The organism is Streptomyces lichenis, assembly GCF_023218175.1.
In the GTDB taxonomy this organism is placed as follows: domain Bacteria; phylum Actinomycetota; class Actinomycetes; order Streptomycetales; family Streptomycetaceae; genus Streptomyces; species Streptomyces lichenis.
This window is the reverse complement of sequence record NZ_JALPTH010000002.1, coordinates 385,443-400,793: the sequence shown is the minus strand read 5'-3', so window position 1 is coordinate 400,793 and position 15,351 is coordinate 385,443. Positions and strand designations below refer to the sequence as shown.

Genomic DNA, 15,351 nt, shown 5'->3' with positions numbered 1-15,351 from the left:
CTGATACGGGGTGGATTTGACCGCCCCTCAGGGGCCTCGCCGGCGCAGGTGTCCCCCACCGGCCCCCGGATACCCGCCGCACCCCCTCCGTATCCCTGTCACGGGAGGGACGGACGGGGCCATGGTGATCACGCTCCGTACGCCCGCTCCCTCCGGGAGGCTCAGGGCACCACCGGCATGGTGCGGCGCCGGGGCGGCTGCCCCACCGCGGGGCGCGCCACCGCCAGCAGCGCCAGATCGTCGGTCGCGCCGCCCGCCGTGTGCAGCCGTACGTCGTCCGTGAGCGCGTCGAGGACGGCGTCCGGCCCCGGGAAGATCCGCCCTCGCAGCCGGGCCACCGGGTCGTAGAACACCCCCTGCGGATCCCGCGCCTCGGAGAGGCCGTCCGTGTAGAACAGCAGCGTCGCCCCCGGCGGGAAGGCCACCTCGTAGGAGCGGTCCGGCCAGGCGCCCAGCTCCACCATGCCGAGCGGCAGCGCTGGCTCGGCGGGGACGAGCCGGACGATCCGCCCGTCCGCGTGGAGCAGCAGCGGCTCCGGATGCCCCCGGTCGACGATCCGCACCGCCCCCCGGCCGCGCGGGATCTCCGCCAGCACCGCGGTGGTGAACCCCTCGAAGGCGTCCAGCCCGTCCCGCCGGCTGCCCTCGCGCGTCAGCGCCCGTTCCAGCCGCTGGGCCACGCCCTCCAGGGAGCTCTCCTGCTCGGCCGCCTCCCGGAACGCGCCGATCACCACCGCCACCGCCTCGACCGCGCCCAGCCCCTTGCCCCGTACGTCCCCGACCACCAGCCGCACCCCGTACGGGGTCTCCTGCACCGCGAACAGATCCCCGCCGATGAACGCGTCCTCCTGCGCGGCCTCGTACCGGGCGGCCACCTGGAGGCCGCCGATCCGCTCCGCCGGCACCGGCAGCACCGCCCGCTGGGCGGTCTCGGCGATCTCCCGCGCCGAGGCGAGCCGCTCGCCGCTGCGCCGCACCACCCGGTTGATGAGCAGCGCCAGCGCCGAGACGGTCACCACCGTCAGCACCTCGGTCAGCGCGGGTCCCTCGACGATCGTCCGGTTGCCGACATGGCTGAGCAGCACGGCGAGCACCGCGAAGATCCCGGCCAGCAGGGTCGCCCGGTAGGTGAAGAACGGGGCGGCGACCAGCGGGGCGGCCGCGAACAGCGGTACGGCGGTGAAGCGCGGCGGAGTCAGCTGGTCGTACAGCACACCGCCGATGACCATCAGCGCCGGCACCGCCCGCAGAAAGCGCCGCGCGGCGCCACCCACCGCCGCGCCGGTGCCGTCCTGCCGCGCTCGCTGCCCCACCGCTGGTCTCCTGCCCGGTCCGCCCACGGCCGCGACCGCTACCGCGCCCCGTCCAGGCTCACCCGAGCCGCGCCCCCCGGCGACCGGCCATCCGCCGACCGGGCGACAGCCCAGCGGCCGGCGAGCCGGGCAGGACATGACGAAGGCCCGGTGCACATGTGCACCGGGCCTTCGTTTCAGTAGCGGGGACAGGATTTGAACCTGCGACCTCTGGGTTATGAGCCCAGCGAGCTACCGAGCTGCTCCACCCCGCGTCGGTGAACACCACCTTACGCCATCTTCCGCGTAAGTCCCAATCTCTTATCGCGGGGCTGTACAGCGGGCGCGTACCAGCGGAAGCGGCCCCGTACGCCGGAAGCGCGGCCCCGTACGGCGGAAGCCCCTCGGCAACGGCCGGAGACGAACAGTTTGGTGAGGCGACCAATCCGGACCAGGGCCGGGTGCGAACCACTGGTGTCACTGACGGCATGTCCGCCTCAAGAAGCAACAGGGGCGGTGGAGGAAGGGACTTCCCGTGATAGCCAAGCGCACCGCCCGTCTGACCACCCTGGTGGCGCTGCCCGCCGCGCTCGCGCTCGCCGGCGCCATGCCGGCCGCCGCGCACACCGGCAGCCACTCCGGATCCCACCAGGCCGCGGCCGAGAACGGGTCGTACCAGGTGGACCTGGAGCAGCTGAACGGCTCGGGGGCGAGCGGCACCGCGATGCTGACGCTCAAGGGCCGGGACCTGAACGTGAAGATCGAGGCGACCGGGCTGGTGCCGGGGCAGCCGCACGCACAGCACATCCACGGCTCCACCGACGGGCACGACTTCCACTGCCCGGACGCGAGCGCCGACAAGAACAGCGACGGCGTGGTCAGCACGGCCGAGGGACTGCCCTCCTACGGCGACATCAACATCTCCCTGACCACCAAGGGCGACACCACCAAGAAGAGCGGACTGGACGTCACACGGATGCCGGTGGCGGACAAGGACGGCAAGGTCTCCTACGAGCGGGTCATCACCGTCTCGCAGAAGGTCGCCGACCACATCAAGGACCTGCACGTGGTGCAGCACGGCATCGACACCAACGGCAACAAGAAGTACGACTTCAACAAGGGCAAGAGCGAGCTGGACCCGAAGCTGCCCCAGGAGGCCACCGCCCCGGCCTCGTGCGGGATGCTCGCGGGCGCCGCTGTCGGCTCGATGCCGGTGGGCGGGGTGGAGACCGGATCCGGCGGCACGCAGGGCGTCGAGGCGCCGGGCATGCTGGCCGGCGGCGCGGCCGCGGTGCTGGGCGCCGGGGCTCTGGGCGCGCTGGCGGTACGGCGTCGCCGGGCCGCCGACAGCCTCCGCTGAGGCGGTCCGGTGATGGGTGCGCCCCAGACGCGGTCCGGTCGCCGGGGACGGATCGGGCTTCTTGCCGCGGCCTGCGTGCTGCTCGTGGTGGGGGGTGTGCTGCTGGCCACCGGCGTCGGCCGCCAGCAGCCCGCCCCGCCCCGGGTCCCGCAGGCCCAGAGCAGTCCCGGCGCCGGTGCCACCTCGGTACCGGTCCCTCCGCGACCGTCCGAGGCGGGAGGCCCCGAATCCGCTCCGGCGCCACCGGCCCCGGCACCGGAGCGGCTGGTCATCCCCACCCTGAAGGTGTCCACGCCGTTGGAGCGGCTCGGACTGGACGGCGAGCAGGCCATGGAGACACCGCGCGACCCCGACCGGGCCGGCTGGTACGAGCGGGGCGCGGCACCGGGAGCCAGGGGTCCGGCGGTGATCGCGGGCCATGTCACCTGGAACGAGGAGAAGGCGGTCTTCTTCGACCTGGCCCGCCTGCGGACCGGGCAGCGCGTGGAGGTCGAGCGGAAGGACGGCAGTACGGCCGTCTTCGGAGTGACGAAGGTCGCCCAGTACGGGAAGAAGGAGTTCCCCAGCCTGGAGGTGTACGGCAACACCGCCGGACCGGAACTCCGGCTGATCACCTGCGGCGGCGACTTCAGCAAGGCCGACCACTACTACAGCGACAACGTGGTGGTCTTCGGCCGGCTGCTGTCGGTACGGGAAGGGTGACAGGACCCCGCAGGCCGCAGACGACGGAACGCCCCCACCGGAAGGATCTGGTGGGGGCGTTCTGGTGCGGTGCGGAGAGGGCTTCCCCTGCCCTGCTGTCGGTAGGCCGTGTGGGACTCGAACCCACAACCAACGGATCAAAAGTGTCTCCGAAGACGTGCCGGTCGTTCCCGGGCCCTCCCGATCGGTGCCGTATCGCCTGGTCAGGCCCGTGGATGGTCCGGCGCGGTCCATGTCCGCACGGCTGGTGCCAGCGCGTCCGCTCACGCATCGCTCACGCAGCCGGGGCCTCTGGCCTGCGCCGATCGCTGTGGCTCAGGACTGCGGGGTCCGATCGACGAGGGACCCGAGGTGCACGTCGAGCACGTGGGCCGCGTCCCCGCTGACCGTGTCCAGGGCGACCATCGCGGTAACGATCACCGCACACAACCGCGTCCGAACGTCCGACCACGAGTGCGAGCAACCCTGCTTCGGGTTCGCGCCGAGCACTCCGTGCACCGCCCGGGCCGCCTCGCCGAACTCCGAGCCGATCGCGAGCACCCGCAGCAGACGGCGCTCCTGCTCCGTCTGGTCACCGCCGTGCTCGTCCAGCCACTCCCGGAGCTGAGTGATCTCCGTCCACGTGCATACGTCCATCACGCCTCTTCTCTCGGTGGGTGAACGGACCGCCGCGCTTCGTTCCGCCACGGTTGGCCGGGCTTCGCCTGTCGCAGGGCGCCTGTCAGACGGACAGCGACGTCGAGCTTCAGAGTCCCCAGAGCGATGCTGGGCAGGTGGCCGCATTGCTCGCAGTACGGATGGAGCTGCGTGTCCAGGAATCCCCCGTTTGTCACCGCCTTCACCGCGGTGCCAAGACGCTCCATCACCTCCTGCGACTCGGGGAAGTCGGGAACCTCCGCCAGCTCGTACGGCAGCGGGTCGGCGCCGAGCAGGGTGCCGAGGATGGTCGCCGTCTCGACGGGGGTGTGGCCAAGAGCGATGGTGAGACCCTGCACGCTCGGAGTGGGGAAGCCATCCAGCCCATGCAGACGCACGGCCGATTTCAGGTTCGCAACGCCGTCCACCACGCTGATGCGGATGCAGGTCGCCCCGGTAAGGGTCACGGTGACGCGGACCGTGCGGCCCTTGGCGTGATCGACGGCGTTCGCCACGAACTCGGTCACCACCACGGCCGCGTCGTCGGCCGGCTGGGGCAGGCACCAGCGGTCCAAGGCCGCACGGACCAGCTCCCGCGCGATGCCCGCCGTCTCCCGCTCACGGGGCAGGGTCTCCGAGTACCCCGGTTCGATCGACGCCGCGCGAGCCGGCAGCCGGGGCCGACGCCCGCCTTGCCGGCCGTCACCCATCGCCCTCGGCCTCCCCCCGGGCCGCCGCCTCGCGGCCGTAGGCGGCCAAGCCCGCGGGGGCGTCCACCCCGCACAGCACGCCGGGCTCGGTGAGGGGGACCGACCAGTACGGGTTCTGACCCCGGCCCGGCTTTGTGCGGACAGGGGCGAGAACACCGAGGAAGGCATCCGTCCCCAGGCATTCCGTGGCTCCGGGCAGGGCCCATTGCGTCACCATCCCGGCGAAGGTCAGCGCGTAGAACTGCCGGGCGCCCGGGTGGAAGAAGACCGGGCTGCCCTCCAGGGCGGTGTCGAGGAAGCGGCCGACCGCAGCCGGGTCCTCATCGCGGGCCAGGGCATGGATGTACCTGGCAGGGATGCGGACGGCGGTGAAGCTCCCGCCGCAGCGCAGCAGCGCCACCCCGTACGTCACCCACTCTCGCCGCGCTCGGCCGGCGTCCTGCGCGGCGGCCAGAAGCCAGTCCTCGACACCGCGTCGCGACCGAGCGCCCTGTGAGGCCGATGGTCCGCTTCGTACCCTGCTGACCGTCGCACCCGTTGCGGCGTTGACGAGCGGGTGCTCACTCCCGGCGCGGCAGGCGGGTGCGTCGCCGTTCCTTCCTCCGCCCGAGAGCTCATGAACGCGTGGAACCCCGATGGTTGGCCTCATGGGCGCCTTTCGTCACCGACTGCTGTCGCATGCATGAGGAACGTAAGGCGCGGTAGGTATCGGCCACCTTGTACCGGTGGAGCATCTTCAACGGCGGTTGCACTGCTGCTTCCAGGCGTGGGGGGCATGCCGCTACGCGGCTGTCGCCCGGGACTTGCCGGGAGTCCTGGCCGACGCACACCGCGCTGCCGAGACCGGCCCGGCCGGGGCCGTAGTCCTCTCGCGCACTTACCAGCTCACCGCTAGCCTGCTGTTCAAGTACGGGGCCCAAACCCGTACCCCGGCGGTGCTCGCCGCTGATCGTGCCCTTGCCGCCGCCGAACAGTCCGGGGACCCCGTCGTCATCGGCTCAGCGGCTCGGCGGGTCGCTCGCGGTCTGATGCACCAGCAGCGGCATACCGTTGCGACCGAGTACGCCCTCACCACCGTGGCTGCTCTCCGACCGGATCTGGAGTCCGGCGGCACTGCGGGACTGAGCACCGGCGACCGGCGGCGGCCGGTTCCGACAGTCGGTCACCACCGCCACCGAACAGCTCACCGCGGCCGGCGAGATCGCCACCCGGCAGGGCAGCCACGACATCGTACTGACCTTCTTCGGTGACGCCAACGTCGCCTTGCACGAAGTGGACGTCCTGCTGAGGTTGGACGACGCCTGGTCGGCCCTGGAGAGCGCCGAGAGCATCACCCCGGGCGCCGTCGCCGCACTCAGCCGGGAACGTCAGGCCCGGCACCTGGTCACGACGGCACGCGCGAAAGCCTTGACCCGACGACGGGACGGCGCGGTGCGGGATCTTCCCACCGCCGAAGAACTCGCTCCGGAGGAGGTGCGGCGACCATCAGTCGTCGGGTTGGTCGTTGATCTGATGGAACTGGTGCCGTCCCCCGGGCAGCAGTTGACTGGCCTGGCCAGCCGCTGTGGACTCCCCGCATGACCGCTCCCGTGCTCTACCTGATCGCCACCGCCGCCGGGCCTACCCAGTACATCGACACCGGCGTGCGCGCCGCACAGGCAGACGGTTGGGACACCTGCCTCATCCTGACCCCCACGGCGGCGACCTGGTGGAGGGACCGCCTCAGCATGCTGGAAGAGCTGACCGGGCACCCTGTGCGGCACCGGTACACCCTCCCCGGAGAGTCCGGCGGTCTGCCGAAGGCGGACGCGATGCTGATCGCCCCGCTGACGACGACCAGCGCGTGCAGGTGGGCGGCGGGGATCACCGACACGGTGGCGCTCGGAATCCCGCCGGAGGCCGTCCACCTGGGCGTGCCCGTCGCGGCGATGCCGTTCTGGTCGACCGCGCTCGGCGCCCAACCCGCCGTCCCCCAAGCCGTGGACACCCTGAGCCGCCAAGGCGTCCGCGTGGTCTTCGGACCGGACGAACCGCATGGCCCCAAGCAGGGAGACTCCGAGAACTTCCCCTGGGAGCAGGGACTGGCCGCGGTACGAGCAGCTATGGCCCGGAGGTGATATCGGCGCGGAGGTGTCGACGACTCACCGTCGCCCGTGATGGTGTGCGCGACGGCTCCTGATTCGCCCGGCGGCCTCGCCCTGGACGAGCTGCCGACCGGCACCCGCATCGACATCTCGGATACCACATGCGAGCACTGCGTTCAGAGGCGGGACAGGACGGTCAGGGCGAGGAAGGGGCTCTCGTCCGCGGCGAGCACCGCGACGGTGCCGCTCCCTCGCGCGGAGAACTTCAGCACTTCCTCGCCCTGGTCGTACCAGGCTTCGATGTGTCGTTCGTCGCCGAGGTGAAAGATCACCGAGTCCGGTCGCCCGGCCGCGACGGGTACATCGGCCGCAGGGTCGTGGACCAGGGACACGTCCCCGGCCGTCGGCTGTGTCGTCGAGCCGCCCTTCATCGCCATCTCCTCTCCCGGGAGGCCACCTCTTTCGAGGCGTCGCACGGATGCGACATCGGCGGTGAGCCACCCGGCTGGGTACCTTTCCCCGTGTTCCCCGCCTACGTCCCGTGAATCGAGCGCCCCGCTCCGAGCCCGTCTGCGGAGGCCGGTGGCGGCGCGGTGACGCGGAGGGCGAGCAGGGCGACGTCGTCTCCGGGTGCGGCTCCGGCGACGCGGTCGGCGATGTGGCGTAGGAGGTCGTCCAGTGGCATGTCGGCGCCGTCGTGGAGGAGGGTGCAGGCGTGGCGGATGCCGGCGCCGATGTCGTTGCCGGGGCGTTCGACGAGGCCGTCGGTGTAGAGCAGGAGGGTGGCGCCGAGGGGCAGGTGCAGACGCTGCTGGGTGCGTGGGCGGCTCAGGCCGGGGTGGAGCAAGAGGTTGTGGCCGTCGAGGTGGTGGCAGGTCTGGTCGGGGCGGGCCAGGAGTGGGGCAGGGTGACCTGCGTTGGTCCAGGTGAGGTTCCAGCCCTCTTCGGCGGGGGCGAGGTGGGCGTGGACGAGGGTGCCGGACAGCTCGGTGCCCAGGGAGGTGTTGGCGCTCTCCAGGGCGGTGACGGCGGTGACCGGGCCGCCATGGGGGTGGTCGTGGTCGGCTTGGCGGAGCATGCTGCGGGCCTGGCCCATCAAGGTGGCCGCGCGCATGTCGTGACCGGTGATGTCGCCGATGGTCACCGCCAGGGCCGCGCCGTCACCGCCCGGTCCGGCACCGCGGTCGAGCACGTAGGCGTCGTACCAGTCGCCGCCGACCATGTCCTGTTCCGCCGCGGGGCGGTACAGGGCGGCGATCTCCAAGCCGTCGACGGTGGGCAGATCGGTGAGCATGGCCTCTTGCAATTGCTTGGCCACGTTGATGCGTTCGTCCAGGAAGAGGGCGCGCTCCAGGGCTTGGGCGGCGTAGCCGCTGACGGCCGAGAGGACCGCGCGCTCCCCCAGACCCGGTGCGTGCGGGCTGTCCCAGGCGACGGCCAGCGCTCCGAGGGTCTGACGGGTGCCGTTCATCGGCAGGCACACCATCGAGGCGAAGCCCAGTTCGTCCCAGCGGGCGGCCGCCGCCGGGCCGTAGGAAGCCCGCATCTCCTCGGCGCCGTCCACCACCACCATGCGCCTCTCCCGCGCCGCTCGCGCCGTGGGCCAGGGGCCGTCGCCCGGCTCCACCTCCCGGGACTGCCCCGCACGGCGGAGCCCCCGGGCGCCGGTCAGGCTTGGGGAGAGTGCGGGTTCGAGGCTGAAGCCGACATAGGCGGGCTTGAGGTCACTGGTGATCAGCTCACCGACCCGGCGGCGGACCTCCTCCACCCCGGTGGTGGCCGCCAGCACCTCCGCGGCGCGCAGGACCAGCTCGGAGCGGGCCAGCAGGGCGGCGGTCTCGGCGCGGGCCTGCTCGGCCTGGCGGGAGACGATCCGCAGCCGCAGCTCCGCGCTGCACGCCGCGGCGAGGTCCGCCAGCGCCTCCACCTCCCGCTCGCTCCACCGGCGGGGCCGGGAGTCGATCGCGGACACCGAGCCCAGCACCACGCCGTCGGCGTCGGTCAGCGGCATGCCCGCGTAGCCGGCCACCTGCAGCTGGGCGACCACCGGCCCGCTGCGCGTGCGATCGTCGGCACGGGCGTCGCTGACCACCAGCGGTCCACCGGAGTTCACGACGTACTCGCACAGGGAGTGGGCGAGCCCGGCCTCACGGCTCACCGACAACGCGTCGTCCAGCCCCACCATGCCGGGGAAGACCTGCCGGTCGCTCTCGGCCAGCGCCACCAGAGCCACCGGCACATCCAGCACGTTCGCCGCCAGCCGCGCGAACCGGTCCATCCCCGCATCCGCGGCAGCCGACAAGCCTGTCTGCTCCAACGCTGCCAGCCGCGCTCGCGACAGAGCCACTGAACCACGGCCGGAGACAGCCTCAGCTTCCCGCATCGCAACTTGCCCTCGTTCCCGCCCCGATCCCGGCAAAACCTTTGTCAGGGTAGAGCAGCAACCGCGACGGCGGACGTCGATGTCCGCGTGAGATCGCGTAAGGCGTGCGCCACCGATCCCGGGCCGGGATCCGCAGGACTGCCGTGGTCCACTCACGACGTCCGGGCCCGGATCGAGGCTGCCGACGGGCTGCGTGTGCAGCGCGCGAGGTGGCCGACCCGGCCGACCGCGAAGATGCTCACCCCATACCCGCCCGGCGTCCGGGCCGCCTGCCCGGCGAGCGCCTGAACGCCGAGGTACTTCAGTACCTGCGCGGCGGGGTGAAGGCCGGCATGGTCGTCGTCCCCGATGCCGCCGACACCGTTGACCGGAGCCGCCGCTCAGCGCTCGGGCTCCTACCGGCCGACTGGGACCTGAGCGCTGGCCCGGCCCCCGTTTCCGAGCGGGGCGACCGATTCAGGCGCTACGGATTCAGCCGCCACCGATTCAGGCCGGGGCTGTTTCGTCCACAAGGCTCACAACGGCACGGGTGCGCTTTCCTGTCGGCTCGGTCACCACGTCGAACTCCCGGCACACCGCCGCCACGATCTCCAGACCATGCTGGCCCACCCGCTCGGCGTCCAGGTCCATCGGCACCGGCAGTACCGGTGAGCTGTCGCGCACCGACACCGTCACCGTCTCCTCGTCCGCCGCCAGATCGAGCCGGCAGAGTCCAGGCGCGTACTTGCACACATTGGTCACCAACTCACTGACCACCAGCAGCACCACCCACGCCGCCCGCTCCGGCACACCGTGCACCGTCCGCACCCGATCGAGGAAGTCGCCTGCGAAGTCCCGCGCCAGCGCGATGGAGGACGAGACACCCTCGTACACCGCCGAGGCCGTCATGGACCCGCCCGCCCTACGAGGCCCCTCACCCGTCTGCGAGCCCGCTTCCACCGCCACCGCCCTCGTACGCGCCCCCGCACCCACCGGTAGCTGTCAAGCCCATCATGCGCCACGGGCATTACGCATGTCTCCTGCACCATGGAAACAGAACCGGCCACAGGTGATGGCAGCACCGCACTCGTCGTGCACGTTCCTCCCTCAGGTGAAACGTCCTGGAGCCCTGATGGGAGTGTCAGGTGGGTGTTTAGCAGGGCCGGGGTGTGGCGGCGCGGTCCTGCGCCTCGTCCGTCAGTGCGATGCGGGCGATGAGGCTCTTGCCGTCCGCCTCCACCCGGGCCTCCAGGGACTGGACCACCGCCGCGACGATCTCCAAGCCATGCTGTCCCACCCGGTCGGCATCGCTGCCCTGGACCACGGGCAGTACCGGGTCTCCGTCGGACACCGCTATCTCCACCGTGCGGCCGACGACCCGGAGGTCCACCGCCACCGTGCCGGGCGCGTACTTGCAGGCGTTGGTCACCAGTTCGCTGACCACCAGTTGGGTCAGGTCCTCGGCCCGTTGCGAGACCTGCACGTCGTACTCCCACCGCGCCAGGTCCAGGAACTCGGCGGCGAGGTGGCGGGCCTCGGCGATGCACGCGCCGCCGCCGTCCAGCGTGAATCGATCTGCCAGGGGGTCCTTCTGCTCACGAGGGGACACCTCGCCCTCATCCACCGTCGCCATCCGTCGCAACCGCCATCCCTCCCCGCTTCACGGCTACGCGTGTACCCCTGTGCGTGCGGAAAACGCTCCGCCGGTTATCCGCCTCGAATCCCGAACAGGCCGTCATCGCGGCCCGTGGCGGCGGCTAAGCTCGGCAGGAAGTAGTGCGTCCGAGTCGCTCGCATGGCTGAAGGAGATATGGCGGACACCCAGCACGCTGCACAACCCGGCAGGTTGTCAGTCCGCACCACGACCGGCGACGACGGCATCAGGATCCTCACCGTGACCGGAGAGATCGACCACCACACCGCCGGCCCCCTCCAGCAGGCCTTGGCCCTCCCCGAGGGCTCGGCGCAGCGCACCGTGGTCGACCTGCAGCAGGTCAGCTTCATGGACTCCACCGGCATCAACATCTTCATCGCGGCCCATCGCGCCCATGCCGAAGCCGGCAGCTGGCTACGCTTGGCCGCCCTTACCGATGCCGTGCGGCGCACCATGCAGATCGTCGGGGTCGACGCTGTCATCGACTGCCGACCCGACCTCGACCAAGCCCTGACCGCCTGACTGGCTCCCGTCGATCCACCGAGACCCGCATCGCGCACCTGACGAGCGCGTGTTCGGTATCACGTCATGGGCCGCTGAGGCAGGCGCAGGGCCAGCAGGGCGACATCGTCGGTGTGGTCGGCGGCCAGCCCGGTGAGCAGTTCGTCGCACACCTCCTCCAGCGGCTGCCGGACGAGCGCCGCGGCGTGCTGGCGCAGACGGGTCAGGCCGTGGTCGATGCTCTCACCGCGGCGTTCGATCAGGCCATCGGTATAGAGCAGGACGGTGCTGCCGGGGACCAGGGTGGTGGCGGCGCTGGGTCGGGAAGACAGGTCGGTGATGCCGAGCATCATGCTGCAGCCCTCTTCGAGGAACTCGGTGTCGCCTTCCGGAGTGATCACCAGCGGCGGAGGGTGCCCGGCCTGGGCGTAGCGCAGCATCCACGATCCGTCCGCATCCGTTTCCAGGACGGCGTAGATGCAGGTGGCGGTGGAACTGGTGTAGAGGATCTGCTGGGCGAGGTCCAGGCGGCGCAGAATCTGGCCGGGCGGCTCTTCGCGGTCGCAGGCGATGCCGCGCAGCATGTTGCGCAGCTGGCTCATGCGCACCGCCGCGCGCAGGTCGTGGCCGGTGACGTCGCCGATGATCAGCGTGGTGTGGCCGTTGGGCAGAGTGAAGCTGTCGTACCAGTCGCCGCCGACCTCGGCCGTGGTGACGGACGGGGTATAGCGGGCGGTGAGCTGGACGTCCCCGAGGTCGGGGAGGGTGGGCAGCAAGGAGCGCTGGAGGCGTTCGGCGATGCGCTGGGTCTCGCCGTGCAGCCGGGCGTTGTCCAGCGACAGCGCGATGCGGTGCGCCAAGTCGTCCACCAGGGCGAGGTCGTCCGGCGTGTAGGCGGCCTCGTCGTCGGCGCGGGCCAGGGTCAGGACGCCGAGGACCTGGCGCCGGGCGCGCAGCGGAGCGATGATCGCGCTGGCGGTGTCCAGCCGGCCGAACAGCTCCAGATGCTGGGCGGGTACGCGGCCGTCGGCCCCCGCCCGGAGGTCGGCGGCGGTCAGCAGGAGGGGCCCGGCGCCCCGCAGTACCCGAGCCATCGGATCACCGGCCTCCGGCGGGACCGCGGGCAGCACACCGAGTGCCACACCGCCGGCCGCCGGCATCTCCGGCTCACGGTGGGTGGCACAGACCCTGCGTACCCCGCGAGGCGTCTCGACGAGGTCGACGGCGCACCAGTCCGCCAACGCCGGCACCATGATCCGGCAGACCCGGTGCATGGCCTTGTCCGCGTCCAGCGTGCTGGACAACGCGGTCGCCACCTCCGTCAGGAGTGTCAGCCGGTCCAAACCCTGCTGCAACACCTCATCCACATCGAACTTCTCCATCACCTGCGCGTTCCCCTCCTGACGCCGACCGTGCCTCCATCCCTCCTCACGGTCTCGTCGAGGGCCACGCCTTCCCCTTCAGCAGTCGCCCCCACGGCCGCGTGGCGAGGCGCCGAACCTGGGGCCCGGAGGTCGTCCGCGCGGTCGCGATCAGCGCCCCCGCGGCCGTGGCGTCCGAGCAGTGGCGTCGACCGCCGCTCGGCGGGGTGGGGTGTCGAGGGGCTGTCCCGCGATGGCGGCGCGGGTAGTGCTCCGGGCCTGCGCCACCTTGGCGAGAACGTCGGGTGCCGGGTCGGCGCTGAGTCGCCGCACCCGCCAGGCCAGGGTCCTGGCGCGGGACCGGGTGTCGTCCAGGGCTCGCTGGTCGGCCGCCTGCCGAAGTAGATACTGCGGGTCGTTGCCCGCTGCCTCGGCCTCGGTGAGTACAGCGGTGAGGGCCTCGAAGGCGGGGCCTTCGACGATCCGATCGGCGTGCTCGGGTATGGCCCGACGTACATGGCGGACGTACTGGTCCACGGCCGACTGAGGTGGTCGGCGCTGGGCGAGGTCGGCCAGGGGTGCGGGGCTGCCTGGTCGTAGGCGGTCTGGAGGTGGATCAGGGTCCGGTGGGCGGCTTCGACCTGCTGGTCGTGGTGGCAGAGCCGGTGCCAGCGGGCGGTGGCGGCGACGAGGATCGCGGTGTCCAGGAACCTCGCCAAGGCCGCGCCGTCCTGAGGGGTCGGCTCGCGGAGCATCGCCCGGACGGCTCCCCGCAGGGTGCGGGCGTGGTGCTGCTCAGCCCGGACGCGGGAACGGGTGGCGCGCTCGAACGCGGCGGCAGCGTTCCGCAGCTCGGGCTGGAGGGCCGATGGTGCGAGGAAGGGGAGGACGTCGAGGGCTTCGCCGACCGCGGCGAGGTGGGCTTGGGCGGCGCGGTCGTCGGTCTGGTCGAGGTGGTGGGGGATGCGCTCGGCAGCGGCGATCGTCTGGTTCCGGGGAGAGGGCCTGCGCTGGCCCGGTCCGGTGGTCTGCGGGCTGGTGGCTTCCAGGCGCTCCTTGATCTTGGGCAGGGAGAGGTCGGGCCCGAGTCGGGAGCCGGAGAACCAGACGGGGGTACCGCTCGCGGTCGTGGTGTCCTCGCTGGCGACCTTGTAGCCGCGCACGTCGCCGGAGGGGAAGTGCACCACCTCGACGAGCACGCCGTCGGTGCGGTGCAGCAGGTGGAGGAACTCCTCCATGCTGCTGGCGGCGGCCACGGCGGTGCGCACGACGGTACGCAGGCGTTCGCGGGCCGTCTTGTCACGGCCCTGGCGGTGGGCCTTCTCCTGTTCGGCCCGGGTGGGGCGCTTGGCGGCGTGCGGTCTCCGCGAACGACCTGGAACAGGCCGTACTCCTTCTCGATGGCGGCCGGCTCGCGGTCGGCGGTGAGGTAGTCGTTCCAGTGCCGTGCGGTACGCAGGTCGGGGCGGACCTTGGTGGCGGCGATGTGGATGTGGTCGGGGGCGTGGCGGACGGTGACCCAGCGGCAGCCGTCCGGGTCGCCGTCCGGTGCGATGCCGGTGACCGTGACGATTCGGCGTGCGATGTCCGCCCAGTCGTCGTCACCGAGGTGGCGGTCGGTTGCGGCGGCGCGGATCGAGCAGTGCCACACGTGCTTGTCGGGGGCGCGCCCGAGCCGCCGGGCCTGCTTGACGTGCAGGTCGAGGTCGGCCACAAGGAGCTTGCGGGTGGCGTCGACGTCGTCGGCGCGGCCGGGGTCGGGGGCGAAGTCGTCCCAGGAGGCGACCAGATGCGGGCCGGTGTGGTCCTTGGCCCTCTTCGTGTCGAACAGGTAGCGGATCAGTCCGGCGGTGTCCTTGCCACTGCTGATTTTCGCGATCACCCGGTCGCCTTCCCGGCGACGGCCTGGTTCGCGGCTGCCGCGATGCGGCGAACGGTGGCGCCGACGGTGTCCAGGGTCTGCTCGGCCTGGACCAGTACGGCGGTATCCCCAGGGTGTGGACAGCCGCCGGAGTTGAGCTTCCGGGCCACCTGGTTGACGTTGTTGCCGATCTTCGCCACCTCACTGCGGAGGGCGGTCAGCTCGTCGATGTAGTCGTCCAGGGAGGTGCGCTGGCCGGGCAGGGCGAGGTCGCCGTGGACGTGCGCCATGACGACGGCGCCGACGTAGTGGGCGCCGGCGATGTTCAGCGAGCGGGCCATGCGGAGGATGTCCGCCTTCTCCTGATCGTTGTACCGAGCGTCGACTCGCTGCTTGCGCTGGCCGCTGGAGACGGGCTTGCGACGTCGGGCGACCGGTGGAGTGCGGCGGCTTCGGCGGCACGCGGCAGCGGCACGGCGGCAGCGGTGGGTACGACGACCTCCTCCAAGCAGCGGGGTTCATCGGCCACCCGGACGCGCCCGATCTCGCCCTCGGCGAGGCGGTGGAGCACTACGGCGACCCGATCGCCTTCACCCTGTACATGGTGCTGCTGTGCGGCGGCCTGGTGGCAACGGTCGGCGATGCCGATCCGGACTGGCTCAAGCAGTTCGACCTGGTTTCCTGAGCGAGTGGCTAACGAGCAAAGGATCTCCCTATGCGCGATCAAAGTACAGAGCGGATCGTTCGGCTCACGCTAGACAGGGGAACTGATACTTTCTTCTTCACTCGGTCCGACGGCAAGGAAGCACGCTTCCCCTTCCGAAGGTC

The 15,351-nt window shown here is 71.5% G+C and carries 15 protein-coding genes, 1 tRNA gene and 2 pseudogenes; 6 read left to right on the top strand and 12 right to left on the bottom strand.

The window, feature by feature from the left end:
- Positions 1 to 161: 161 nt before the first annotated feature.
- Both M1O15_RS03570 and M1O15_RS03565 read right to left on the bottom strand, forming a co-directional pair.
- Positions 162 to 1,313: a PP2C family protein-serine/threonine phosphatase gene (locus tag M1O15_RS03570; protein ID WP_248631666.1), complete on the bottom strand. Its 1,152-nt coding sequence runs from the start codon at positions 1,311 to 1,313 to the stop codon at positions 162 to 164.
- Positions 1,314 to 1,493: 180 nt separating this feature from the next.
- Positions 1,494 to 1,567, bottom strand: a tRNA-Met gene (locus M1O15_RS03565).
- Between the two features lie 260 nt (positions 1,568 to 1,827).
- Here M1O15_RS03565 and M1O15_RS03560 point away from each other — a divergent pair.
- A complete protein-coding gene (locus tag M1O15_RS03560) occupies positions 1,828 to 2,652 on the top strand; it encodes a GVDTG sorting domain-containing protein (RefSeq protein WP_248631665.1) in 825 nt (274 codons plus the stop codon).
- 75 nt (positions 2,653 to 2,727) lie between these two features.
- Complete coding sequence (locus M1O15_RS03555) at positions 2,728 to 3,354, top strand: class F sortase (RefSeq protein ID WP_308282202.1); 627 nt, start codon at positions 2,728 to 2,730, stop codon at positions 3,352 to 3,354.
- Positions 3,355 to 3,669: 315 nt separating this feature from the next.
- Here the strand turns inward: M1O15_RS03555 and M1O15_RS03550 are convergent, their stop codons facing one another.
- From M1O15_RS03550 to M1O15_RS03540, 3 genes are read right to left on the bottom strand one after another with little or no spacing between them, the layout of a single operon-like run.
- Positions 3,670 to 3,990, bottom strand: a complete 321-nt coding sequence (locus M1O15_RS03550) for a MazG-like family protein (protein ID WP_248631663.1) — start codon at positions 3,988 to 3,990, stop codon at positions 3,670 to 3,672.
- On the bottom strand, positions 3,990 to 4,700 hold the full coding sequence (locus M1O15_RS03545) for an ATP-binding protein (protein WP_248631662.1): 711 nt from the start codon (positions 4,698 to 4,700) through the stop codon (positions 3,990 to 3,992). The genes M1O15_RS03550 and M1O15_RS03545 overlap by 1 nt, the downstream gene beginning before the upstream one ends.
- Positions 4,693 to 5,112, bottom strand: a complete 420-nt coding sequence (locus M1O15_RS03540) for a hypothetical protein (RefSeq protein WP_248631661.1) — start codon at positions 5,110 to 5,112, stop codon at positions 4,693 to 4,695. Before M1O15_RS03540 ends, M1O15_RS03545 begins: the two co-directional genes overlap by 8 nt.
- Positions 5,113 to 5,972: 860 nt before the next feature.
- On the opposite strand from M1O15_RS03540, the gene M1O15_RS03535 reads away from it, so the two are divergent.
- Both M1O15_RS03535 and M1O15_RS03530 read left to right on the top strand, forming a co-directional pair.
- Positions 5,973 to 6,281, top strand: a complete 309-nt coding sequence (locus M1O15_RS03535) for a hypothetical protein (RefSeq protein ID WP_248631660.1) — start codon at positions 5,973 to 5,975, stop codon at positions 6,279 to 6,281.
- Entirely contained in the window at positions 6,278 to 6,817 is a 540-nt protein-coding gene (locus M1O15_RS03530; protein WP_248631659.1) for a flavoprotein, read from the top strand. Before M1O15_RS03535 ends, M1O15_RS03530 begins: the two co-directional genes overlap by 4 nt.
- Before the next feature lie 143 nt (positions 6,818 to 6,960).
- Here the strand turns inward: M1O15_RS03530 and M1O15_RS03525 are convergent, their stop codons facing one another.
- The 4 genes from M1O15_RS03525 to M1O15_RS03505 all read right to left on the bottom strand — a co-directional run bounded on the left by M1O15_RS03525 (position 6,961) and on the right by M1O15_RS03505 (position 10,779).
- Entirely contained in the window at positions 6,961 to 7,221 is a 261-nt protein-coding gene (locus M1O15_RS03525) for a hypothetical protein (protein WP_248631658.1), read from the bottom strand.
- 95 nt (positions 7,222 to 7,316) lie between these two features.
- On the bottom strand, positions 7,317 to 9,062 hold the full coding sequence (locus M1O15_RS03520; protein WP_248631657.1) for a SpoIIE family protein phosphatase: 1,746 nt from the start codon (positions 9,060 to 9,062) through the stop codon (positions 7,317 to 7,319).
- A 591-nt stretch (positions 9,063 to 9,653) separates the two neighbouring features.
- A complete protein-coding gene (locus M1O15_RS03510) occupies positions 9,654 to 10,055 on the bottom strand; it encodes an ATP-binding protein (protein ID WP_248631656.1) in 402 nt (133 codons plus the stop codon).
- Between the two features lie 244 nt (positions 10,056 to 10,299).
- The gene (locus M1O15_RS03505) at positions 10,300 to 10,779 is read right to left on the bottom strand and encodes an ATP-binding protein (protein ID WP_248631655.1); all 480 of its coding nucleotides are present in this window, start codon (positions 10,777 to 10,779) and stop codon (positions 10,300 to 10,302) included.
- Between the two features lie 177 nt (positions 10,780 to 10,956).
- Between M1O15_RS03505 and M1O15_RS03500 the strand changes: the two genes are divergently transcribed.
- Positions 10,957 to 11,322 carry an STAS domain-containing protein gene (locus M1O15_RS03500; protein WP_248631654.1) on the top strand — a complete coding sequence of 122 codons (366 nt, stop codon included), beginning with the start codon at positions 10,957 to 10,959 and terminating at the stop codon, positions 11,320 to 11,322.
- Positions 11,323 to 11,381: 59 nt separating this feature from the next.
- Here M1O15_RS03500 and M1O15_RS03495 read toward each other — a convergent pair whose 3' ends face one another.
- The 3 genes and pseudogenes from M1O15_RS03495 to mobC all read right to left on the bottom strand — a co-directional run bounded on the left by M1O15_RS03495 (position 11,382) and on the right by mobC (position 15,052).
- Positions 11,382 to 12,683 carry a PP2C family protein-serine/threonine phosphatase gene (locus M1O15_RS03495; RefSeq protein WP_248631653.1) on the bottom strand — a complete coding sequence of 434 codons (1,302 nt, stop codon included), beginning with the start codon at positions 12,681 to 12,683 and terminating at the stop codon, positions 11,382 to 11,384.
- A gap of 150 nt (positions 12,684 to 12,833) precedes the next feature.
- A pseudogene (locus M1O15_RS03490) lies at positions 12,834 to 14,544 on the bottom strand (relaxase/mobilization nuclease domain-containing protein).
- A pseudogene (mobC, locus tag M1O15_RS03485) lies at positions 14,541 to 15,052 on the bottom strand (plasmid mobilization relaxosome protein MobC). The pseudogenes M1O15_RS03490 and mobC overlap by 4 nt, the downstream one beginning before the upstream one ends.
- On the opposite strand from mobC, the gene M1O15_RS03480 reads away from it, so the two are divergent.
- A complete protein-coding gene (locus M1O15_RS03480; RefSeq protein WP_248631652.1) occupies positions 14,960 to 15,208 on the top strand; it encodes a hypothetical protein in 249 nt (82 codons plus the stop codon). The pseudogene mobC and the gene M1O15_RS03480 sit on opposite strands and share 93 nt — an antisense overlap.
- The last annotated feature ends 143 nt before the right edge of the window (positions 15,209 to 15,351 follow it).